Annotated in this window: 22 protein-coding genes; 11 read left to right on the top strand and 11 right to left on the bottom strand. The window is 68.9% G+C overall.

Annotation, left to right across the window (positions count from 1 at the left end; all coding sequences use genetic code 11):
- Positions 1-16 precede the first annotated feature (16 nt).
- Positions 17-229 carry a DUF1059 domain-containing protein gene (locus tag HWX07_RS26700; RefSeq protein ID WP_069621628.1) on the bottom strand — a complete coding sequence of 71 codons (213 nt, stop codon included), beginning with the start codon at positions 227-229 and terminating at the stop codon, positions 17-19.
- 163 nt (positions 230-392) lie between these two features.
- Entirely contained in the window at positions 393-1,298 is a 906-nt protein-coding gene (locus HWX07_RS26695; RefSeq protein ID WP_175878294.1) for an HTH-type transcriptional regulator ArgP, read from the bottom strand.
- A gap of 304 nt (positions 1,299-1,602) precedes the next feature.
- On the opposite strand from HWX07_RS26695, the gene HWX07_RS26690 reads away from it, so the two are divergent.
- The gene (locus HWX07_RS26690; RefSeq protein WP_175878293.1) at positions 1,603-2,673 is read left to right on the top strand and encodes an MBL fold metallo-hydrolase; all 1,071 of its coding nucleotides are present in this window, start codon (positions 1,603-1,605) and stop codon (positions 2,671-2,673) included.
- Between the two features lie 123 nt (positions 2,674-2,796).
- Positions 2,797-3,456, top strand: a complete 660-nt coding sequence (locus HWX07_RS26685; RefSeq protein WP_175878292.1) for a glutathione S-transferase family protein — start codon at positions 2,797-2,799, stop codon at positions 3,454-3,456.
- A gap of 102 nt (positions 3,457-3,558) precedes the next feature.
- Here the strand turns inward: HWX07_RS26685 and HWX07_RS26680 are convergent, their stop codons facing one another.
- The gene (locus HWX07_RS26680; RefSeq protein ID WP_175878291.1) at positions 3,559-4,251 is read right to left on the bottom strand and encodes a phosphatase PAP2 family protein; all 693 of its coding nucleotides are present in this window, start codon (positions 4,249-4,251) and stop codon (positions 3,559-3,561) included.
- Positions 4,252-4,667: 416 nt separating this feature from the next.
- Positions 4,668-5,906, bottom strand: a complete 1,239-nt coding sequence (locus HWX07_RS26675) for an MFS transporter (protein ID WP_175878290.1) — start codon at positions 5,904-5,906, stop codon at positions 4,668-4,670.
- Positions 5,907-6,007: 101 nt separating this feature from the next.
- Here HWX07_RS26675 and HWX07_RS26670 point away from each other — a divergent pair, with 101 nt between their 5' ends.
- Positions 6,008-7,006 (top strand): LysR family transcriptional regulator, encoded by a 999-nt coding sequence (locus tag HWX07_RS26670; RefSeq protein ID WP_175878289.1) that lies wholly within the window; start codon positions 6,008-6,010, stop codon positions 7,004-7,006.
- Between the two features lie 22 nt (positions 7,007-7,028).
- Here HWX07_RS26670 and HWX07_RS26665 read toward each other — a convergent pair whose 3' ends face one another.
- On the bottom strand, positions 7,029-7,667 hold the full coding sequence (locus tag HWX07_RS26665) for a 2-hydroxychromene-2-carboxylate isomerase (RefSeq protein ID WP_175878288.1): 639 nt from the start codon (positions 7,665-7,667) through the stop codon (positions 7,029-7,031).
- Positions 7,668-7,812: 145 nt separating this feature from the next.
- Positions 7,813-8,631 carry an IclR family transcriptional regulator gene (locus tag HWX07_RS26660; protein ID WP_175878287.1) on the bottom strand — a complete coding sequence of 273 codons (819 nt, stop codon included), beginning with the start codon at positions 8,629-8,631 and terminating at the stop codon, positions 7,813-7,815.
- Between the two features lie 160 nt (positions 8,632-8,791).
- Here HWX07_RS26660 and HWX07_RS26655 point away from each other — a divergent pair, with 160 nt between their 5' ends.
- The 4 genes from HWX07_RS26655 to HWX07_RS26640 all read left to right on the top strand — a co-directional run bounded on the left by HWX07_RS26655 (position 8,792) and on the right by HWX07_RS26640 (position 13,584).
- A complete protein-coding gene (locus tag HWX07_RS26655; protein ID WP_175878286.1) occupies positions 8,792-9,784 on the top strand; it encodes a hydroxymethylglutaryl-CoA lyase in 993 nt (330 codons plus the stop codon).
- Positions 9,781-11,073 carry a CaiB/BaiF CoA-transferase family protein gene (locus tag HWX07_RS26650; RefSeq protein ID WP_175878285.1) on the top strand — a complete coding sequence of 431 codons (1,293 nt, stop codon included), beginning with the start codon at positions 9,781-9,783 and terminating at the stop codon, positions 11,071-11,073. The genes HWX07_RS26655 and HWX07_RS26650 overlap by 4 nt, the downstream gene beginning before the upstream one ends.
- 83 nt (positions 11,074-11,156) lie before the next feature.
- Entirely contained in the window at positions 11,157-12,467 is a 1,311-nt protein-coding gene (locus HWX07_RS26645; protein ID WP_175878284.1) for an MFS transporter, read from the top strand.
- 1 nt (position 12,468) lies between these two features.
- Positions 12,469-13,584, top strand: coding sequence for an amidohydrolase family protein (locus HWX07_RS26640; protein ID WP_175878283.1), 1,116 nt, complete (start codon positions 12,469-12,471; stop codon positions 13,582-13,584).
- A 15-nt stretch (positions 13,585-13,599) separates the two neighbouring features.
- On the opposite strand, the gene HWX07_RS26635 is transcribed toward HWX07_RS26640, so the two are convergent.
- From HWX07_RS26635 to HWX07_RS26625, 3 genes are all read right to left on the bottom strand, one after another.
- Positions 13,600-14,076, bottom strand: a complete 477-nt coding sequence (locus HWX07_RS26635) for an SRPBCC family protein (protein ID WP_175878282.1) — start codon at positions 14,074-14,076, stop codon at positions 13,600-13,602.
- Between the two features lie 118 nt (positions 14,077-14,194).
- Positions 14,195-14,680, bottom strand: coding sequence for an SRPBCC family protein (locus HWX07_RS26630; protein WP_175878281.1), 486 nt, complete (start codon positions 14,678-14,680; stop codon positions 14,195-14,197).
- Positions 14,652-15,017, bottom strand: a complete 366-nt coding sequence (locus tag HWX07_RS26625) for a metalloregulator ArsR/SmtB family transcription factor (protein ID WP_175878280.1) — start codon at positions 15,015-15,017, stop codon at positions 14,652-14,654. Before HWX07_RS26625 ends, HWX07_RS26630 begins: the two co-directional genes overlap by 29 nt.
- Before the next feature lie 202 nt (positions 15,018-15,219).
- Here HWX07_RS26625 and HWX07_RS26620 point away from each other — a divergent pair, with 202 nt between their 5' ends.
- Together HWX07_RS26620 and HWX07_RS26615 are read left to right on the top strand one after the other, a co-directional pair.
- On the top strand, positions 15,220-15,750 hold the full coding sequence (locus HWX07_RS26620; protein WP_175878279.1) for a GNAT family N-acetyltransferase: 531 nt from the start codon (positions 15,220-15,222) through the stop codon (positions 15,748-15,750).
- 152 nt (positions 15,751-15,902) lie between these two features.
- Positions 15,903-16,481 carry a hypothetical protein gene (locus HWX07_RS26615; RefSeq protein WP_175878278.1) on the top strand — a complete coding sequence of 193 codons (579 nt, stop codon included), beginning with the start codon at positions 15,903-15,905 and terminating at the stop codon, positions 16,479-16,481.
- Between the two features lie 21 nt (positions 16,482-16,502).
- Here HWX07_RS26615 and HWX07_RS26610 read toward each other — a convergent pair whose 3' ends face one another.
- A complete protein-coding gene (locus HWX07_RS26610; protein WP_175878277.1) occupies positions 16,503-17,090 on the bottom strand; it encodes a TetR/AcrR family transcriptional regulator in 588 nt (195 codons plus the stop codon).
- 341 nt (positions 17,091-17,431) lie between these two features.
- Here HWX07_RS26610 and HWX07_RS26605 point away from each other — a divergent pair, with 341 nt between their 5' ends.
- Positions 17,432-18,136 carry an SDR family oxidoreductase gene (locus HWX07_RS26605; RefSeq protein ID WP_077220729.1) on the top strand — a complete coding sequence of 235 codons (705 nt, stop codon included), beginning with the start codon at positions 17,432-17,434 and terminating at the stop codon, positions 18,134-18,136.
- Positions 18,137-18,194: 58 nt separating this feature from the next.
- Here the strand turns inward: HWX07_RS26605 and fabV are convergent, their stop codons facing one another.
- The gene (gene fabV, locus HWX07_RS26600; RefSeq protein WP_175878276.1) at positions 18,195-19,397 is read right to left on the bottom strand and encodes an enoyl-ACP reductase FabV; all 1,203 of its coding nucleotides are present in this window, start codon (positions 19,395-19,397) and stop codon (positions 18,195-18,197) included.
- Positions 19,398-19,557: 160 nt separating this feature from the next.
- On the opposite strand from fabV, the gene HWX07_RS26595 reads away from it, so the two are divergent.
- Positions 19,558-20,091 carry a MarR family transcriptional regulator gene (locus HWX07_RS26595; RefSeq protein ID WP_006480371.1) on the top strand — a complete coding sequence of 178 codons (534 nt, stop codon included), beginning with the start codon at positions 19,558-19,560 and terminating at the stop codon, positions 20,089-20,091.
- Positions 20,092-20,139: the final 48 nt, after the last annotated feature.

Genomic DNA, 20,139 nt, shown 5'->3' with positions numbered 1-20,139 from the left:
TTGCAGTGACGGCGGATCAAGCTTGCCGCGGCATGTCGGCGGGTGGCGTGCCGTCGTGGAACAGCGATTTCAGCTGCGTGCGCAGTTCGGCGCTGTCGGTGTGCTGGTGAACCGAGACCGCATGCTGAACGGCGGCCTCCAGCAGTTCGTTGTCGGAATCGGCGGAAATCGCGACCGAGCAATGCATCGCGCTGGGAAACTCGCGGCAATCGATATAGCGGCGGGACATGATGTTCTCCTCACATGAAAGGGAACGGCCGGACCTGGGTGATCGGCCGCGCGGCGCGTTCGCGAGGCCGATGGGAAAAGTATAGGCGGCGCGGCCGACTTTCTCGTCGGAGTGCGTACCGCGCCGGCCAGCCGTGTCGATCACCGGCGCGGCTGCCAGCGCGTTACGGCAACGGCGCGAGCAACCGGCGCGCCGCTTCGACCACCCGCTCGGACAGCGACGCCATCGTCGGCGACTGCACCGTCCACGCGTGCCAGTACAGCGTGACGTCGGTCGGATGCGCGGGCGCGAGATCGACGAGCCCCTGCGCATCGAGCGGCGCAGTGCCGATCAGCGGCTCGGGCACCATCGCGTAGCCGAGCCCGTGCCGCACCGCCGCGAAGTGCGAATGGGTGCCCGGCACGTAATGGCACGGGTATGCGCCGTCCGGCAACCCGAACTTCTCCTTCAGGAACGACGACTGCAGCGTGTCGCGCCGTGAATACGCGACGACGGGCGCGTGGCGCGCGCTCGTGCGGTTCAGCCCGCGCGGAAACCAGCGCACCGCGAACGCGGCGGCCGCGAGCAGCCGGTAGCGCATCGTGCCGAGCGGCGTCGCGATGCAGCCGCGCATCGGCTTCGGCTCGGTCGTCACGCAGCCGACCGCCATCCCGCTTTCGAGCAGCGCGAACGTGTGATCCTGATCCTCGACGATCAGCTCGAACAGGATCCGCTCGCCCGCGAGCACCGACGTCAGCGCGGGCAGGAACCACGTGCCGAGGCTGTCGGCGTTCAGCGCGATCGTGACCGAAATCGGCGATTCGCGTTCGGCCGCGAGCGTGCTTTGCAGGTCGGCCTGCAGCAGCGCGACGCGGCGCAGGTGCTGCAGCACGCGCTGCCCGGCCACCGTCGGGCGGCACGGCCGCGTGCGCAGCACGAGCGGCGTGCCGAGGCTCGCCTCCAGCGCGCGGACCCGCTGCGTGACGGCGGACGCGGTCACGTGCAGGCGCACGGCCGCCTGCTCGAAGCTGCCGGTGTCGGCGACGGCCAGCAGCGCGGCGGCCTGCTTCGGATCGATCGTCATCGACATGTCGCGAGTATTCCTGTGATCGGAGACGAGAACAGGCGGTAGTGTAAGGCAGCGTGCGCCGCCGTCCCGGCGCGGCGAATCGTCCGGCGGTGTGCGATTCGTCGTCGGAATCGCGCACCGCGTAGGGAATGCGCGGCGATGCGGGCATTTTGATCTAGGCTATATGAACGTGCGCGATGCGGCGGGCGCGAGGCCGCGCGCGAGGCGGCGAGGTCGTCATGCCGACGCCGGTGTCCGACGACGATATGCAGTATGCCGATCCGACTACACCCCACTGAAGAACCCGCGACGGAGCCACAGAGCAATGATCTTCCGGCAACTTTTCGATCCGCAATCGTCGACGTACACGTATCTGCTCGCCGACCGCGCATCGCGCGAGGCGCTGCTGATCGATCCCGTGTTCGAGCAGGTGCGTCGCGACGTGGCGCTGCTCGACGAACTCGGATTGCGGCTCGTCGCGACCGTCGACACGCACGTGCATGCCGATCACGTGACGGGCGCGTGGCTGCTGAAGCAGCGCACGGGCAGCGCGATCGCGATCTCGGCCGCGAGCGGCGCGCACGGCGCCGACCGCTACCTGAACGACGGCGATCGCTGCGCGTTCGGCGCGCGCTACCTGACCGTGTGCGCGACGCCCGGCCACACGAGCGGCTGCATCAGCCTCGTGCTCGACGACGAATCGATGGCGTTTACCGGCGATTGCCTGCTGATCCGCGGCACCGGCCGCACCGACTTCCAGCAGGGCGACCCGCGCGCGCTGTATCGCGCGGTGCACGGCCGGCTCTTCACATTGCCGGCCGCGTGCCTGCTGTACCCGGCGCACGACTATCGCGGGCTCACGGTGACGAGCGTCGGCGAGGAGCGGCGTTTCAATCCGCGCCTCGGCGGCGATCTCAGCGAGGACGATTTCGCCGGCTACATGCGCAACCTCGGACTCGCGCATCCGCGCCAGATCGACGTCGCGGTGCCGGCGAACCTGCAGTGCGGCGTCGCCGCGAACGTGCCCGATGCGCAGGCGGCCGCCGACTGGGCGCCGCTCGTCTATACGTTCGCCGGCTTCTGGGAAATCGATCCGCAATGGCTCGAGGATCATCTGCCGACCGTGCAGGTCGTCGACGTGCGCGAGCCAGACGAATTCGCGGGCCCGCTCGGCCATCTGCCCGGCGCGACGCCGATCCCGCTCGGCGAACTGGCCGCGCGCACCGGTGAAATCGCGCGCGACCGGCCGGTCGTGACCGTGTGCCGGGCCGGCGGGCGCTCCGCGCAGGCCACCGTCATCCTGAAGAAGGCCGGCTTCGATGCGGTCGCGAATCTCGGCGGCGGGATGCTGCGCTGGCGTGCCGAAGGGCGCGTCGTGATGGACGGCCGGTCGTAGCGGCCGGAGGTTACGCAAAAAAATTTCCGGACCGATGTCGAAACGGCCGGGCGCCGTGCGTCGTCCAGGTATCCGACCATGTGGCGCCGCACGATGCGGTGCCTGAACCCGGGAGACCCCGCGATGATGCCGACGCTTTACGCCCATCCCTTTTCTTCGTACTGCCAGAAGGTGCTGACCGCGCTGTACGAGAACGGCACGCCGTTCGAGTATCGCGTGCTCGCGCACGACGATCCGAAGCCGATGCAGGAACTCACCAGGCTGTGGCCGCTGAAGCGTTTTCCGGTACTCGTCGACGCGGGCCGCACGGTGATCGAGGCGTCGATCATCATCGAGTATCTCGGCCTGACCCATCCTGGCCCCGTGCGTTTGCTGCCCGACGATTCGCGCGCCGCGCTCGAGGTGCGGACGATGGACCGCTTCTTCGACAACTACGTGGCGACGCCGCAGCAGAAGGTCGTGTACGACGCGCTGCGGCCGCAAGCCGAGCGCGATGCGCGCGGGGTGGCCGATGCGCGCGCGATGCTCGACACGTCGTATGCATGGCTCGACAGGACGATGGCCGATCGCGAATGGGCGGCCGGCGACCATTTCAGCCTCGCCGATTGCGGCGCGGCGCCGTTCCTGTTCTATGCGGACTGGACGCACCGGATCGATCCGGCGTTCGCGAACGTGATCGCGTACCGCAAGCGTCTGCTCGCGCGGCCGTCGTTTGCGCGCGCGGTCGACGAGGCGCGGCCGTATCGCTCGTTCTTTCCGCTCGGCGCGCCCGATCGCGACTGACGTGCGCTGTCTTCGCACCGCGTGCCGCGGCCGCGCATGGCCGGCAGCGCGCGCCGGGGCGACGGAACGACAGCAGCAGCGGCAGCATCGCGCAGGTGGCCGTCACATCGTGCGGGTGGCCGACTGCGCGAGCGTCAGCAGTTCGTCGAACTGCGTGATCAACTCGAAGCACAGCAGGAACGCGAGCGTATAGGCCGGCGCGGGGAAGCGCCGGATCATCTCCAGCACCTGCGGCGCGAAGCGCGAGCGGATCGCGTCGCGCGTCAGCAGCCACGCGATCGCGATGCCGATCGCCGCGCCCGCGATCAGGTCGGTTGGATAGTGAAAGCCGAGATACGCGCGCGGCAGACAGATGAACACGACCGAATACAGCAGCGCGAGGATGCCGACGCGGCGCGCGATGATGAAGATGCCGGTCGCGATCGCCATCCACAGCATCGCGTGATCGCTCGGAAACGAACTCCATGTCTGCAGCGTCGCCGCGCGCAGTCCGGCCGATGGAAAGTGCAGGTGCAGCTCGGGGTTGTAGATCGGCCGTATGCGAAACGGCAGCACCTGCGCGAGCACGCGGCCGACGGCGAGCGCGATGAGCCCGCTCGCGACGGTGGCGACGACCAGCTCGCGTTGCCGTTCGCGGGTCGGGCCGGGCTGGAACCACAGCCAGCACAGCACGGGAATGAGCACGAAGCCCTTGAACGTGTAGAGGCCCGCGATCACGCGGATCGCGTGATTCATCAGCGGGCCGAACGTCACATGAGTGAGGAAGACCTGGATCGTGGTGTCGAAATTATTCATGTCCTGTGCGACCCGGACGGACGCGCAGCGCATGACAGGCGGCCGGCTGGATCGAAAAGCGCGCTCGCACGGAGCGCAATGGGGGGCAAGTATGTCACCCGTTATTTCGAAGAAAATGCGAAAAAATACCGGGATTCCCCTGATAAAGCGGGGCGGGGTGGTGGGGCCGGATGGGCGCGCGCCGTGCGGCGCGGCAAGGCCGAATCGTCCGACGTTTGCGTGCGGGCGTGCACGGCCGCCGGAAAAATATTTGGGTGAACTGGACAATTCGGCACGCCGCCGCTGACCTTGCGCCGGATGAACGATTGCCGTGCCGGCGCGGCGCGAATCTGCCGGGCGGCGCAGCGTCACGCGCACCGATAAAAAAACGGGCAAGCCTCATCGGCTTGCCCGCCGGCGTGACGCGATGCCCGACTTCAGTTGCGCCACACCCGCACGGCGAGCGCGGCCAGCGACGTCGCGACGGCCAGCGCGGTCACCGCATTCCAGCCCAGTTGCGCGAGCAACAAACTGCCGATCGCGGCGCCGGCCGCCATCCCGATGAACATGCCGACGAACAGCACCGCGTTGAGGCGGCTGCGCGACGCGGGATCGATCCGGTAGACGATCGACTGGTGCGCGATCAGCGTCGCCTGCACACCGAGATCGAAGCCGATCGTCGCGACCGCGAGCAGCACGAGCTGCGCATGCGGCGACATCAGCGGCGCGGCGGCCATCGATGCGAACGACAGCGTCGCGATGCCGATCCCGATGCGCGTGACGCGCTCCGGGCCGTGATGGTCGGCCAGGCGCCCGGCGACCGGCGCGGCGAGCGCGCCGGCGGCGCCCGCGAGGCCGAAGGCGCCGGCGGCCGCGCTGCCGAGGTGGAACGGCGCGCCGTGCAGCATCACCGCGAGCGTCGACCAGAACGCGCTGAACCCGACGGCCAGCAGCCCCTGCGCGAGCGCGGCGCGGCGCAGTGCCGAATGCGCGCGCCACAGCGCGCCGAGCGAGCCGATCAGCGCGCGATACGGCAGCCGCGTGGTCGGCTCGAAGCGCGGCAACCCGCGCGCGGCCACGACGCCGATCGCGGCGACGCTGGCGGCCGCGAGCGCGAACATCGCGCGCCAGCCGGCCGTCTCGGCGACGAATCCGGCCACCACGCGCGACAGCAGGATGCCGAGCAGCAACCCTGTCATCACCGTGCCGACGATGCGGCCGCGATGCGCGTCGTGCGCGAGCGTCGCGGCGGCCGGCACGACGTCCTGCGCCATCGTCGCGGCGAGGCCGATCGCGAAGCTCGCCGCGAGCAGCAGCCCGAGCGACGGCGCGATCGACGCCAGCAGCAGCGCGACGACCAGCGCGGCGGCCTTGGTCACGATCACGCGGCGCCGGTCGAAGCGGTCGCCGAGCGGCGCGAGCAGCAGGATGCCGAGCGCATAGCCGAGCTGCGTGAGCGTCGGCACGAAGCCGATCGCCCGCGCCGACGCGCCGAGATCGGGCGCGAGCGCGCCCAGCATCGGCTGCGCGTAGTAGAGCGGAGCGACGCCGAGGCCGGCGGCGGCCGCGAGCAGCAGCACGAGCCGGCGATCGGGCATCGAATGGGCGGCCGCGGCCGGACGGGCCGGAGCATGCGCCGCGCGGGGCGCGGCATCGAGACGGGTCGGGGTGGACATCGCGTACATCCTCGGTGGAAGAATTGGATGGACGCGAGTGTGGCGGTACACGGCCGGCGACGGTAGTGCCGCCTCGCGCAGATTTGTTATACGCTCCACGAATGACCGAAAAATCCTCTCCTTCTCCCACTGCTGGCGGGTCTCGGCGCATCCAGGCGGTACCGGTGGACGGCGCCGGCTATCGTTTCGAGCTGATGGAAACCTTCGTGCGCATAGTCGAGGCCGGCAGCCTGTCGGCGGCCGCCGTGCAACTGCATACGACGCAGCCGACCATCAGCCGGCGGCTGCAGGCGCTGGAAAATTCGCTCGGCATGCGGCTGCTGCAACGCACGACCCATACGATGCGGCTGACCGTCGACGGCGAGCGGTGCTTCAAGCAGGCGAAGGAGCTGCTGGCGAGCTGGGCGGCGTTCGAGGCCGATTTGCGCGGCGCGCAGGAGGAACCGGACGGCCTGCTGCGCGTCGCGGTGCCGCACGCGTTCGGGCAGCAGCGTTTCGTCGCGCCGCTCGCGCAGTTCCTGCGCGACTACCCGCGCGTGTCGGTCGAGTGGCTGCTGCAGGACGAGGTGCGCGATTTCGTCGGCAGCGGCATCGATTGCGCGATCCAGGTCGGCGAGCCGACCGATCCGGGCGTGGTCGCGATCCGGATCGCGAAGGTGCCGCGTTTCGTGGTCGCCGCGCCGTCGGTGCTGAACGGTGCCGACGTCCCGGCCGACCCAGACGCGCTGGCTGCGCTGCCGTGGCTCGCGTTGCGCACCTACTACCGCAACGAGCTCACGCTGACGCATGCGGTCACGGGCGACACGCGGCGCATCGCGATCCGGCCGCGCATCACCACCGCGAACCTGTATGCGCTGCGTAGCGCGGCGCTGCTGGGCGTCGGTGCGTGCGTCGGATCGTCATGGATGCTCGCCGGCCATCTCGCGCGCGGCGAGCTCGTCCATCTGGCACCCGAGTGGCAGGCCGCGCCGCTGCCCGTCTATCTGACCTATCCGCATGCGCAGTTCTATCCGTCGCGCCTCGTACGGTTCGTCGCGATGATGCGCGAGGCCGTGCCGATGCTTGTCGAAGGGCGCGAGGGCGATCCGGCCGGCGCGTGACGGCCGCCGTGCCGTCAGCCCGTCAGCCGCGCCGGACGCCTTCGGGCAGCGCGCTGATGCGGCGCACTTCGGGCGAATCGAGCCACGCGCGCGACGTCGCGCAGTCGACGAACATGTCGGTCGCGTCCTCGCCCCAGAACAAGTCGCCGTCGAGTACGAAGGTCGGTACGCCGAATACGTTCTCGGCGATCGCGCGATCCGTGTTCGCGCGCAGCGCGTCCTTGACCGGCTGGGCCTCGACGGCCGTCACGCCCTCCGGAAAACCGACGGCTTCGCATAGCGCGGCGAAGCCTTCCGGCGTCGATACGTCCTGACCGTCGCGCCAGATATGCCGGAAGATCCGCCGGATCGCGTCGAGCGAGCCGCCCATCGCGATCGCGAGGCGCAGCGGCTTGATCGGATTGAACGGGTGCGCGGGCGGCATCCGGAACGCAATGCCGAGCTTGTCCGCACGGTATTGCGCATGCCGATAGGTGAACACGCGTTTGGCCGCGATTTCCGCCGGCGCTTTCTGGCCCCAGTGCGCGAGCAGCGCGCCGAGCACGATCGGCCGCGGCTCGAACGCGGCGGCGGGCGGCAACCGGTCGAACTGTTCCTGTTGCAGGTAGGCGAACGGCGAAACGAAATCGAAATACCAGGTGGCGCTGTGCGCGGCGTTCATCGCGGGTGTCTCCTCGAGCGAATCCGGTTGACGGTTGCACGTTCGGTGCGTCGCCGGCGAACGGCGCGCTGCGTGCATCGGCGGCCAGTGTCGCATGCGGCCGCCTTTCGCGCTGCCGTATCGCGTGCCGCGCGCAACCGGCGTCCTACGACCGGGCGGCGTCGTCCGCCGACGACGCGAGCCGCGCGAGACTGTCGCGCACGGCCGCCGCGTCGTAGCGTGCGCCCGCGCCGCCGAGCGCGACGGTCGCCTTCTGCGCGAGCGGCAGCAGCATCGTGAGCGCCGCCGTCATCGCCGGCGCGGGGGCGAGCCGCGATTTCGGACCCGACACCGTCAGCGCGCCGACGCATTCTCCGGCCGCGCCGAACACCGGCACGGACGCCGATGCCGTTTCCGGGTCGCGCTCGCCGTACGACGCGGCCCACAGCTGTTCGCGCACGTCGTTCCAGCGGGCGTCGTACGTGTCGGTGAAAGCCAGCAGCACCTTGCCCGATGCGCCCTGGCCGACCGGAAATTCCTCGCCGACGCGGATCGACACGCGCACCGCCCGCGCGGGTTCGACGCGATACAGCACGGAGCGCACGTCGCCCTGGCGCACATAGAACGACGCCGTTTCCCCGAGCTCGCGGCTCAGCGTCTCGAGGAGCGGCTCGACCACCGGGCCGACGCGGAACGAACGCTGGTACAGCGCGGCAAGCCGCAACGGCTCGTGCCCGACCGCGTACTGGCCATCATCGAGCTTGCGCATGAATCCGCCATGCTCGAGCGCGGCGAGCAGGCGCAGGATCGTGCTCTTGTACAGCCCGGTGCGGCGCGACAACTCGGCGAGCGACAGCCGGTCGTCGGTCTGGCCGAACGCACGGAGGATCGCGAACGCGCGGTCGAGCACCGCGACGCCGCTGGACGCTTCTTCCGTCGCCGGATCGGCTGCGTCGCCGGCGTGATCTGCTGGATTCCTGGGCACGGCCTGCTTCCTTCGAATGATGGTCGGCGGACTATATCGTTCTATCTGGCAGAACACAAGTTCCAGAAAAACGCGATTTCACGGGTATACCCCGCTTATCGCCCATTCGACGCCCGCTTAAAGTTCTGTCAAACAGAACTATGTTCTTTCAGATAGAACGATGAGGTGTCGAATGAAGGAAAATCCGAAGATGCTGGTCAGCGAAGTCGGCCCGCGCGACGGGCTGCAGAGCATCAAGACCGTGATGCCGACGGCCGCCAAGCTGAGCTGGATCACCGCGCTGGCCGCGGCCGGCCTGCGCGAGATCGAGGTCGGGTCGTTCGTGCCGGCCACGCTGTTGCCGCAGATGGCCGACGTGCGCGAAGTCGTCGCGCACGCGCTCGCGATTCCCGGTTTGCACGTCGCCGCGCTCGCGCCGAACCTGCGCGGCGCCGAGGGCGCGTTTGACGCGGGCGTGCACAAGCTGACGCTGCCGGTCTCGGTCACGGAAGCCCATTCGCTGGCGAACATCCGCAAGACGCCCGCGCAGATGATCGACGAGGTGCGCGCGATCGTCGCGCTGCGCGACGCGCGGTTTCCGTCGGTGCAGATCGAGGCCGGCGTGTCGGTTGCGTTTGGTTGCACGATTGCCGGCGCGGTCTCCGACGACGAGACGATTGCGATGGCCGTCGCGATGGCCGAATGCGGGGTCGACGAAATCGGCTTGTCCGACACCAGCGGTTATGCGAATCCCGCACAGGTGCGCCGGCTGTTCACGCGGCTGCAGCGCGAAGTCGGCGACAAGGCCGGCGGCGCGCATTTCCACAACACGCGCGGGCAGGGGCTCGCGAACGTCGTCGCGGCGCTCGACGCCGGCGTGACGACGATCGACGCGAGCCAGGGCGGCCTCGGCGGCTGCCCGTATGCGCCCGGCGCCACCGGCAACATCGTCACCGAGGATCTCGTGTTCCTGCTCGAAGCGATGGGATACGACACGGGCGTCGACGTCGACGCGCTGCTCGCCGCGCGCGCGATCCTGCAGGCGGCGCTGCCGTCCGAGGCGCTGTACGGCCACGTGCCGGACGCGGGCTTGCCGAAGGGATTCCGCTATGCGGATGGCCGCGCGCCGTCGGCCGCGCAACCGGAAGGATGCATGACGGGAGTCGCACGATGAACGATCGACAACCGGCTGCCGCGCTGCCGTATGCAGGCGTGCGCGTGATCGAGATGACGCACATGGTGATGGGCCCGACGTGCGGGATGCTGCTCGCGGATCTCGGCGCGGAAGTGATCAAGATCGAACCGATCGCGGGCGACAGCACGCGGGCGCTGCGCGGTTCCGGCGCGGGCTTCTTCGGGATGTTCAACCGCAACAAGAAGAGCGTCGCGGTCGACGTGAAAGACCCGCGCGGGCTGGAGATCGTGCGGCGGCTCGTCGCGACGGCGGACGTGTTCAGCGAGAACTTCAAGAGCGGCACGATGGACCGGCTCGGGCTCGGTTACCCGCAGTTGGACGCGCTGAATCCGCGCCTCGTGTACGTGTCGCACAAGGGCTTCCTGCCGGGGCCGTACGAGCATCGCACCGCGCTCGACGAGGTCGTGCAGATGATGGGTGGCCTGGCCTACATGACGGGCCCCGAAGGGCGGCCGCTGCGCGCGGGCGCGAGCGTGAACGACATCATGGGCGGCATGTTCGGCGCGATCGGCGCGATGGCCGCGCTCGCGCAGCGCGAGCGCACGGGCCGCGGCCAGCAGGTGCAGAGTTCGCTGTTCGAGAACAACGTGTTCCTCGTCGCGCAGCACATGATGCAGTTCGCGGTGACGGGGCAGGCCGCGTCGCCGATGCCGAGCCGGATTTCCGCGTGGGCCGTCTACGACGTGTTCTCCGTCAAGGATGACGAACAGATTTTTCTCGCGGTCGTGTCGGACACGCAGTGGGCGCTGTTCTGCGACGCGTTCGGCCTGGCCGCGCTGAAGGACGACCCGCGCCTCGCGACCAACAACCTGCGCGTACAGGCGCGCGAATGGCTGCTGCCCGAGCTGCGCTCGCGGCTTGCGCCGTACTCGGCCGCGGAGATCGGCGCGATCTTCGAATCGACCGGCCTGCCGTATGCGCCGATCACGAAGCCGCAGGACCTGTTCGACGATCCGCATCTGCTCGCCACGGGCGGCCTCGAAACCGTGACGCTGCCGGCCGACGCGAGCAGCGCCGGGCGGCCGGTCGACACGCGCACCGCGCTGCTGCCGCTGACGCTCGCGGGTGAACGCCTGCGGCTGCGCTCGGCGCCGCCCGCGCTCGGCCAGGACACGTGCGCGCTGCTCGGCGAACTCGGCTACACGCCGGACGACGCGCGTGCGCTGATCGAGGCGGGCGTCGTCGCGGGGCGGTACGGCGCGGACGTTTCCGCGCACGGCGACGCGCCGGGCGGCGCGCCGTCGGCGAACGAAGTGGCGAGCGCGTAGCGCAGCCGCGATTCATCGAACGAACAAAGGCGTCCGGGCCGCGCACCGCGCGGCAGAGGAGCGCCGCATCCACGGAGACAACCATGACATCCGCTTCCCCGGCGCTGCCCGCCGATCGAGAGACCGACACGTCGATCGAGCAACGGGCCGTGCGCAAGGCCGCGTGGCGCTTCATCCCGCTGCTCGCGCTCGCGTATTTCTTCAACTACCTGGATCGCACGAGCGTCGGCTTCGCGGCGCTCACGATGAACCGCGATCTCGGGCTGACCGCGACGCAGTTCGGCTGGGGCGCGGGGATCATGTTCGCCGGCTACTGCGTGTTCGAAGTGCCGAGCAATCTCGCGCTGTACCGCTTCGGTGCGCGCCGCTGGCTCGCCCGCATCATGATCACGTGGGGGCTGATGGCGGCCGCGACCGCGCTCGCGACCGGGCCGACCAGTTTCTACGCGATCCGCCTGCTGCTCGGCGTCGGCGAAGCCGGGTTCTTTCCGGGCGTGATCTTCTTTCTCGCCGTGTGGTTTCCGGCGAGCTACCGCACGCGTGTGCTGGCGTGGTTCACCGTGTCGACGCCGCTGTCGTCGCTGGTCGGCGGCCCGCTGTCGACATGGCTGCTGCAGCTCGATGGCACGCTGGGGCTCGCCGGCTGGAAGTGGATGTTCATCGTCGAAGGGCTGCCCGCGTGCGCGCTCGGCTTCCTCGTGCTGAAGCTGCTGTCGGATTCGCCGGCGAATGCCGCGTGGCTGTCGGACGACGAGCGTGCCGCGCTGCAGCGCGCGTTCGAACGCGACGGCGCGGCGGCTGCCGGCCGCAAGAAGCGCTTCGGCGTCGCGCTGCGCGACGTGCGCGTGTACGTGCTTGCGCTGATCTCGTTCGGCTTCACGATGGGCTCGTACGGGATCGGCATCTGGTTGCCGCAAATGCTGAAGGCGCACGGGATGTCGACGATGCAGACCGGCTGGCTCTCCGCGGTGCCGTACTTCTTCGCGACGATCGCGCTGCTGTGGTGGGCGAAACGGGTGGACCGTCGCGGCGGCCCGGTCGCGAACCTGGCGATCGGCTTGTGCATCGGCGCGGTGGCGCTCGGCGTGTCGACCCATTTCCTGACGCTCGGGCCCGCGCTCGTCGGCATCACGCTCGCGCTGATCGGCACGATCGCCGGCCGCACGATCTTCTATACGCTGCCGTCGCGCTTCCTGTCCGGCCAGGCCGCGGCCGGCGGGCTGGCGCTGATCAATTCGATCGGCGCGCTCGGCGGCTTCGCGGGCCCCTATCTCGTCGGCTACCTGAAGGACAGCTTCGGCACCTTCACGGCCGGGATGCTCGGCCTCGCGATCGTGCTGGCGATCACGACGCTGCTCACGCTGTCGCTGTACGCGTTCGACCGGAGCGAATGAGATGACCTTTTCGATCAAGCGGCGCCGGTTGATCGGCGCGGCCGCCGCCTCGCTCGCGCTGCCCGCGTTCGCCGAGACGGCAGCCAACGATGGAGTTCCCCGCATGACGCAAAGCAACTACCTCACGGTTCGCCCCGACTGGCTCGCGTCGGCGCTCGAACCCGCGCTCGAGCCCGACCTGCCGATCGTCGACGCGCATCATCACTTCTACGAACGGCCGGGCTGGATCTACATGCTCGACGACTATCTGCGGGACGCGCGCTCGGGCCACAACATCCAGGCGTCCGTCTACATGCAGGCGCAGACGCGTTACCGCGATTCCGGCCCGGCCGCACTGAAGCCGGTGGGCGAGACGGCTTACGTCGCCGGCGTGACCGAGCCGCTGCAGCACGGCCCCGTGGCTGTTGCGAAAGGCATCGTCGGCCATGCGGACCTGCGGCTCGGCGAACGCGTGCGCGACGTGCTGGAAGCGCATGTCGAAGCCGGGCGCGGACGGTTTCGCGGCGTGCGCCACCTGAGTACGTGGGATGCCGACCCGACGCTCGCCAATCCGCTGTCGGCGGTACCGCGCGGGCTGCTGCTCGATCCCGCGTACCGGGCCGGCGTCGCGCAGCTCGCGCCGCTCGGGCTGTCGTACGACGCGTGGCTGTTCTTTCCGCAGTTGCCCGAGTTGTTCGATCTCGCGAAGGCGAACCCCGACACGCGGATCATCGTCAATCACTGCGGCGGCGTCGTGCGGATCGGCAGCTATGCGGACAAGCGGCCGGAGGTGTTCGAGCGCTGGTCGGCATCGATGCGCACGCTCGCGCAATTGCCGAACGTGTACGTGAAGGTCGGCGGCCTCGGGATGCGCATCAACGGGTTCGATTTCGAGAAAGGCGCGAAGCCGCCGTCTTCGGCGCAGCTCGCCGACGTGTGGAAGCCGTGGATGATGACCTGCATCGATGCGTTCGGCCCCGGGCGCTGCATGTTCGAGAGCAATTTCCCGGTCGACAAGGGCTCGTATTCGTTCGTGAACGGCTGGAACGCGTTCAAGCGGCTGACCGCGCAGGCCAGCGCGGACGAGCGCGACGCGCTGTTCCGCGGCACGGTCACGCAGGCGTACCGGCTCGGCTGACGCGCGGGCGCGGCGTCACCCGGCTTCCACCAGCGCCGCGAGCCGCGCCAGCGCCATCTCCCAGCCGGTCTCGTTGTCGGCGGCCGGCACGCCGGGCGGTACGCCGTCGTGCACGGCGTCCACGCGCGTGCCGCCCGCTTCGTCGGACAGCGTGATCGTGATCGTCATCGCGCCGCGCAGCATCGGATCGTCGGTTTCGAATACATCGATCTCGACGATCTGCTCGTCGGGCACGAGCGTGACGAAGCGGCCGTGATAGGTGTCGGTGCGCGCGGTGGTCTTGCCGGTGCCGGCCGACGGTGCGTCGTAGCTCAGCGACACGCGCAGCGCGCCGCCTTCGCGCGTGTCGTACGCGTGCACGCGGCAGGTCATGCCGTCGGGCACCTTCCATTGCTCGACCGCGTGCGGGTCGAGCAGCGCGCGATAGACGCGCCCGCGCGGCGCGTTCAGGTGCCGGCTGACCCGGGTCGAATGCGTGTGCGTGTGCAACATGTCGCCTCCCGCGAAGCGTGCGAGACGGTGCACGCCGGCGCCCGGCGTGTCGTCATGCTTCCTTCAGGAATCCTAGGCGCGGGCGCGGCGGCATGCAATGACCGCACGCGCAGCGGCGTTAGCGCAGCGCGGCGGCGAAGTCGTCGAGCTGCGTGATGCAGGTGTTCCAGCCCTCGAAAAAGCCGAGCGCTTCGTGGCGCTCGCGCGTCGCGGCGTCGGGATGCATCACGCGCGCCTCGTAGCGGCTGCCCGCGTCGTCGTCGGCCATCGTGACGATCGCCGTGAAGCCTAGCCACGGCGTCTGCGGCCGCCAGCCGCCCGCGAGCATCGATGTGAACGCGATGCGCGATTCCGGCACGATCTCGAGGAAACAGCCGGGGTTGTCGCTCGTGCCGCCGTCGGGGCCGCGCATGAACGTATGGAAAGCGCCGCCCGGCCGCAGGTCGAACGCGCGCACCTCGGTGGTCCAAGGCTTCGGGCACCACCATTCCTTCAGCAGTTCCGGGTCGGTCCATGCGCGCCACAGCGCGTGGCGCGGCGCGCGCAACGTGCGCGTGATCACGAGATCGTGGGCTTCAGCGGGTTCGACGTGGCTGGCTGACATCTTGCTCCTCCTGGTGACGGCGTTCGACGAATTCGACGAGACGATCGGATCGCGCTTCCCACTGCGCGCGCTGCGCGGCGAGCCATGCCTCGGCCTCGGTCAGCCGGCTGCCGACCAGCGCGCAGGTGCGCGAGCGGCCGGTTTTTCGGGTCTTGACGAGGCCGCTGCGCTCGAGCACGGCGACATGCTTCATGAACGACGGCAGCGCCATGTCGAACGGCGCGGCCAGCGCGGAGACGGTCCGCTCGCCGTGGCCGAGCGCGCTGACGATTGCACAGCGCGTCGGATCGGCGAGGGCATGGAACACGTCGCTGATGCCGGGTTGAAGGTTATCCATTTGGCTAAGTGTAGGCGGTGGCGCGGCGAAGCAGCGAAAATATTCGTCACGTACGATAGTGGGGCGGTAACGCGCGCGGACCGGGCGCTGTGTTGCCGGACGCGTGCCGTCGCCGAGCGAGCCTCGACGCCCGGCCGGCGTTCTTTCCGACCCGGCCCATGCCGAACCCGCGCGTGCGGCCTACCTGACTACCGGAGATTGCATGACCGAACCTGTTACCGTGCGCCGCGTCGGCGCGAGCGAAGCGATCGCCTGTGTCGACGCGCTGGCCGACGTGCTGATCGATTGCGTCGAAGGCGGCGCGTCCGTCAGCTTCATGTTGCCGATCGAGCGGGCCACCGCCGTCGCGTTCTGGACGCGCGTGGCCGAAGGCGTCGCGAACGACGAACGCATCCTGCTCGTCGCCGAGGATGGGGCCGGCCGGATCGTCGGCACCGTGCAGGTCGTGACGGCGCTGCCCGAGAACCAGCCGCATCGCGCGGATATCGCGAAGATGCTCGTGTCGCGGCACGCGCGCCGCCAGGGCGTCGCCGCGCGGCTGATGGCGGCGGCCGACGCGGCCGCGCGCGACGCCGGCAAGACCGTGCTCGTGCTCGACACGGTGACGGGCGGCGACGCCGAACGGCTGTACGAACGGGCCGGCTGGCAGCGTGTCGGCGTCGTGCCGAACTTCGCGCTGATGCCCGATGGCGCGCTGTGCGCGACGACGTTCTTTCACAAGCAGTTGGTGTAATTGTGTAATGGCGTCCGTCATGCACCCGGTCGCCCCGGCGCTTGTGTTCTTCACGCTCGCGGCGGGGACTGAAAATCCGGGTCGGAAGCGTCGCCGGTCCCATATATTCACGCCAGAAGACTTCAACGAAACGCCACGGAACCGCCGCCTGGATGAAACGCTCCCACGTCGCTTTCGCCCTCACGGGCCTGCTTGTCGCGCTGCCGATTGCCGCGTATGCGCTCGTCAAGCCGCTGCGCGTCGTCGCGCCCGCGCTGATTCCCGGCGTGTCGTGCCCGAGCGCCGACATCTGCACGGACGATGCCGCGAAGCTCGGCGATGCACGGCAGCTCTATCGCGACGGCTCCGCGCGCGCGGCGGCGGCCGTCGGCGCGTTCCGGGCCGCACCGCGCGTCGTGTTCTGCGCGACGCGCGCGTGTGCCGATGCGTTCGGCCTCGGCTCGCGCGCGGGGCTGACGCTCGGTGATTTCGGCGTGGTGATCGCCCCGCGCGGCTGGCAGACCTACTTTCTCGCGCATGAGCTGATTCATCACCGGCAGGCGGAAGTGCTCGGCAACGTCGCGATCGTTACGAAGCCGCGCTGGCTGATCGAAGGGATGGCGTATGGGCTCAGCGACGATCCGCGTCATCCGCTCGCGCAACCGTTCGAGTCGTGGCGCACGCAGTTTGCCGCGTGGAATGCGGCGCGCGGCGCGCAGCCGCTGTGGGATGCCGCGCGGGCAGTCCGATAGCGCGCGAACGGCGATGAGCCGCTATGCCGGCACGGCTGCTGGATCGTCCGGCTGCCCGACGAGCGTGCGGCGCGCCGCATCGAGAATCTCGTCGGCCAACGCGGGATCGGTGCCGGCGACAGCGCGTGACAGCACCAGCGCGCCGACCATCTGGCTGAGAACGGCGATCGCGTCGTCGCGCGCGGCGGCCGCGGCCGAGCCTTCCGTGGCCACCAAGCGTTCCAGTCTCTCGAGATACGCGGCGACGCCGCGCGTGTAGCAGGCGCGCGCCGCGTCGGTCAGCCGCGGCGCATCGCCGGCGAAGCCCGACAGCGGGCAGCCGCCCTCGACGTTGTCGCGATGCGCGCCCGACAGGTACGCCGTCACCTGTTTCGCGACGCTGCCGGCGTTCGGCGAATCCGCGCGATCCTGCATCGCCTTGTCCATCACTTCGGCGATCAGCGCGTCCTTCGACTTGAAATGGTTGTAGAAGCCGCCCTGCGTGAAGCCGGCCTCCTTCATCAATTCCGTCAGCCCGACGGCGTCGACGCCGCGCAGCCGGAACAGCCGCTCGGCGGCCGCGACGATCGCGTGGCGGTTTTCTGCCGCCTGTTGTCTCGAGACGCCCATTGATGCCTCCCTCTTTCCGGCAATTGCCCCGATTGAAAATCACAATGGCGATCACCATTGACGTGCCTAAGCCACGCTGGCACCATGCATCGCAAAGACGATGGTGATCGACATCGAGATTCGAGTGTAGCCGACTTCGCGGACGAAGCGAAGCAACCGGCGCGGCATGGATCGAAGTCGGTCAGGGTCTGGGGTGCGGCGAGGCGCGGGCGGCGGGACGGCCCGGCTGTCGGCACCGGCGGTGCAACGGTTCGGTACGCGATGGCGGCGTGTTTTTTCACCGGGTCCCGAGCGTGCGGCGAACCGGCGCGTACGGGATCGAATCTCCGAAAGGAAGGGTCATGAAGATCGAAGGTGCAGTCGTTTTCATCACGGGCGCGAACCGCGGGCTTGGCCTCGAGTTCGCGAAGCAGGCGCTCGAACGGGGCGCGCGGAAGGTCTACGCGGGCGCGCGCGATCCGGCCAGCGTGACGTTGCCGGGCGTCGTGCCCGTGAAGCTCGACGTGACCGATCCGGCGGCGGTCGCCGCCGCAGCCGATGCGGCGCGCGACGTCACGCTGCTGATCAACAATGCCGGCATCGCGCGGCTCGGCAGCCTGACCGACGACGGCGCGGTCGATGCATTGCGCGCGCACCTGGAGACCAACGTGTTCGGGATGCTGGCGATGTCGCGCGCATTCGCGGGAACCCTCGCGGCCCACGGCGGCGGCGCGATCCTGAACATCCTGTCGGTCGCGAGCTGGGTGAACCGGCCGATCCTGTCGGGCTACGGCGTGTCGAAGTCGGCCGCATGGGCGCTGACCAACGGGCTGCGCCATTCGCTGCGCGAGCAGCGCACGCAGGTCGTCGGGCTGCATGCCGGCTTCATCGATACCGACCTGACGGCCGGCCTCGACGTGCCGAAGGCCACGCCGGCCGACGTCGTGCGCCAGGCGTACGACGCCATCGAAGCGGGGGCGGAGGAAGTGTCGACCGACGAGTTCACGCGGCAGGTGAAGGCCACGCTGTCGTCGGGCGTTTATCTGGAAGAGCCGGCGCCGCGTTGACGCCGCCGGTCGTGCGAACCCGCCGCCAGCGCCGTGAGCGCGGCGGCGGAGCGACGCGTCAGACCGTCGTGTCGATGAGGCCCGGGATCTTCACGTCCGGGTTCACGTCCGCGTCATAGTCGACGCCGGCGATCTCGAAGCCGAACAGGCGCAGGAACTCGGTCTTGTAGCCCGCGAAGTCGGTCATCTCGTACAGGTTCTCGTTCGTCACCTTGTCCCACATCGCGACGACCTTCGCCTGCACCTGCGGATCGAGTTCCTTGTAGTCCGCGCGCAGGCGGCCTTCTTCATCGACGTGCGGCGTCGCGCCGTACAGGCTGTCCTTCAGGAGCCCGTACACCTGCTCGATGCAGCCTTCGTGCGTGCCGGTTTCCTTCATCACCTTGAACAGCAGCGACAGGTAGAGCGGCATCATCGGGATCGCCGAGCTGGCCTGCGTGACGACGGCCTTCAGCACCGACACGCGCGCATCGCCGCCATGCGCGGCCAGCTTGTCGCGGATCGACAGCACCTTCTTGTCGAGATCCTTCTTCGCTTCGCCGATCGAGCCGTTCCAGTAGATGTCGTGCGTGATTTGCTCGCCGAGGTACGTGAACGCGGTGGTCTTCGCGCCGTCGGCCAGCACGCCGGCGTCGGCCAGCGCGTCGATCCACATCTGCCAGTCCTCGCCGCCCATCACCGCGACGGTGCCGTCGATTTCTTCCTGCGTCGCCGGTTCGAGCGAGACTTCGCGGATCACTTCCTTGTCGGTGTCGAGGCCGCGGAACGTGACGGCCTTGCCGACCGGCTTGAGCGTCGAGCTGATGGTTTCGCCGGTCTTCGGATGCGTGCGGCGCGGTGCGGCGAGGCTGTAGACGACCAGATCGACCTTGCCGAGATCCTGCTTGATGGTGTCGATCGTGACCTGCTTGACCTTGTCGGAGAAGGCGTCGCCGTTGATGCTGCGCGCATACAGCCCCTTTTCCGCGGCGAATTTCTCGAACGCGGCGCTGTTGTACCAGCCGGCCGTGCCCGGCTTCGTCTCGCTGCCGGCCCGCTCGAAGAACACGCCGAGCGTGTCCGCGCCCGAGCCGAATGCGGCCGAGATCCGGGCGGCGAGGCCGTAGCCGGTCGACGCGCCGATCACGAGCACCTTTTTCGGGCCATTGGCGATCGGGCCGTGCGAAGTCACGTAGTCGATCTGTTCCTTGACGTTGGCTTCGCAGCCGACCGGATGAGTCGTCACGCAGATGAAGCCACGCACGCGCGGTTTGATGATCATGGAAACCTCTTGTCTGAAAGGCGGGGACGGCCTGAAATCGGAAAAATCCCGCGCATTGTAAAGGAAGCGGCCGATCGCGGGCGGGCGCGGCCGGAAGGTGCCGGATCGCCCGGTTATTTCTATCTTGACAGAAATAACTGAAAAAACTAAATTCCCCACCATGGAACTCACACCGATTGCCGAACGATTCATTCTCCACTGGGGCGAAATGGGCTCGCGGTGGGGCGTCAACCGCACCGTCTCGCAGATTCACGCGTTGCTCTACCTGGCCGGACGGCCGGTTGCGGCCGACGAGATCGCCGAGACGCTCAACGTCGCGCGCTCCAACGTCAGCACGAGCCTGAAGGAACTGCAGGCGTGGCGGCTCGCGAAGGTCGTGCACGTGCTGGGCGACCGCCGCGATCACTTCGAGACGTCGACCGACATCTGGGAGTTGTTCAAGCTGATCGTCGAAGGGCGGCGGCAGCGCGAGATCGAGCCGACGCTCACGGTGCTGCGCGATTGCCTGACGAATCCGGAGATCGCGAACGAGAGCCGCGAAACCGAGCAGCGCATCCGCGACACGCTGCAGTTCGTCGAGACGCTGACGACCTGGTCGGACGAGATGCTGCGGCTCAAGCCCGATACGCTGATGAAGGCGCTCGGCATCGGCGCGAAGATCAGCCAGACGGTCAGGCGCAAGCCGTCGAAGTAAGCGGTAACGGCAGAGCGGGCAGCTAGCCCGCTTTTTTCGAGATTGTTA

Origin of the sequence: Burkholderia sp. BCC0097 (assembly GCF_902832985.1) — a bacterium.
In the GTDB taxonomy this organism is placed as follows: domain Bacteria; phylum Pseudomonadota; class Gammaproteobacteria; order Burkholderiales; family Burkholderiaceae; genus Burkholderia; species Burkholderia orbicola.
This window is presented reverse-complemented; position numbering and strand designations above follow the sequence as displayed.

Bases quoted from the DNA above. Each gene is read 5' to 3' on its own strand.
- HWX07_RS26655 (WP_175878286.1), top strand. From the start codon at position 8,792: ATGAGGTGTCGAATGAAGGAAAATCCGAAGATGCTGGTCAGCGAAGTC.
- HWX07_RS26695 (WP_175878294.1), bottom strand. From the start codon at position 1,298: ATGTCGATGACGATCGATCCGAAGCAGGCCGCCGCGCTGCTGGCCGTC.
- HWX07_RS26665 (WP_175878288.1), bottom strand. From the start codon at position 7,667: ATGAACGCCGCGCACAGCGCCACCTGGTATTTCGATTTCGTTTCGCCG.
- HWX07_RS26690 (WP_175878293.1), top strand. From the start codon at position 1,603: ATGATCTTCCGGCAACTTTTCGATCCGCAATCGTCGACGTACACGTAT.
- HWX07_RS26635 (WP_175878282.1), bottom strand. From the start codon at position 14,076: ATGTTGCACACGCACACGCATTCGACCCGGGTCAGCCGGCACCTGAAC.
- HWX07_RS26620 (WP_175878279.1), top strand. From the start codon at position 15,220: ATGACCGAACCTGTTACCGTGCGCCGCGTCGGCGCGAGCGAAGCGATC.
- HWX07_RS26640 (WP_175878283.1), top strand. From the start codon at position 12,469: ATGACCTTTTCGATCAAGCGGCGCCGGTTGATCGGCGCGGCCGCCGCC.
- HWX07_RS26675 (WP_175878290.1), bottom strand. From the start codon at position 5,906: ATGTCCACCCCGACCCGTCTCGATGCCGCGCCCCGCGCGGCGCATGCT.
- HWX07_RS26610 (WP_175878277.1), bottom strand. From the start codon at position 17,090: ATGGGCGTCTCGAGACAACAGGCGGCAGAAAACCGCCACGCGATCGTC.
- HWX07_RS26645 (WP_175878284.1), top strand. From the start codon at position 11,157: ATGACATCCGCTTCCCCGGCGCTGCCCGCCGATCGAGAGACCGACACG.
- HWX07_RS26605 (WP_077220729.1), top strand. From the start codon at position 17,432: ATGAAGATCGAAGGTGCAGTCGTTTTCATCACGGGCGCGAACCGCGGG.
- HWX07_RS26615 (WP_175878278.1), top strand. From the start codon at position 15,903: ATGAAACGCTCCCACGTCGCTTTCGCCCTCACGGGCCTGCTTGTCGCG.
- HWX07_RS26685 (WP_175878292.1), top strand. From the start codon at position 2,797: ATGATGCCGACGCTTTACGCCCATCCCTTTTCTTCGTACTGCCAGAAG.
- HWX07_RS26595 (WP_006480371.1), top strand. From the start codon at position 19,558: ATGGAACTCACACCGATTGCCGAACGATTCATTCTCCACTGGGGCGAA.
- HWX07_RS26670 (WP_175878289.1), top strand. From the start codon at position 6,008: ATGACCGAAAAATCCTCTCCTTCTCCCACTGCTGGCGGGTCTCGGCGC.
- HWX07_RS26625 (WP_175878280.1), bottom strand. From the start codon at position 15,017: ATGGATAACCTTCAACCCGGCATCAGCGACGTGTTCCATGCCCTCGCC.
- HWX07_RS26700 (WP_069621628.1), bottom strand. From the start codon at position 229: ATGTCCCGCCGCTATATCGATTGCCGCGAGTTTCCCAGCGCGATGCAT.
- fabV (WP_175878276.1), bottom strand. From the start codon at position 19,397: ATGATCATCAAACCGCGCGTGCGTGGCTTCATCTGCGTGACGACTCAT.
- HWX07_RS26630 (WP_175878281.1), bottom strand. From the start codon at position 14,680: ATGTCAGCCAGCCACGTCGAACCCGCTGAAGCCCACGATCTCGTGATC.
- HWX07_RS26680 (WP_175878291.1), bottom strand. From the start codon at position 4,251: ATGAATAATTTCGACACCACGATCCAGGTCTTCCTCACTCATGTGACG.
- HWX07_RS26650 (WP_175878285.1), top strand. From the start codon at position 9,781: ATGAACGATCGACAACCGGCTGCCGCGCTGCCGTATGCAGGCGTGCGC.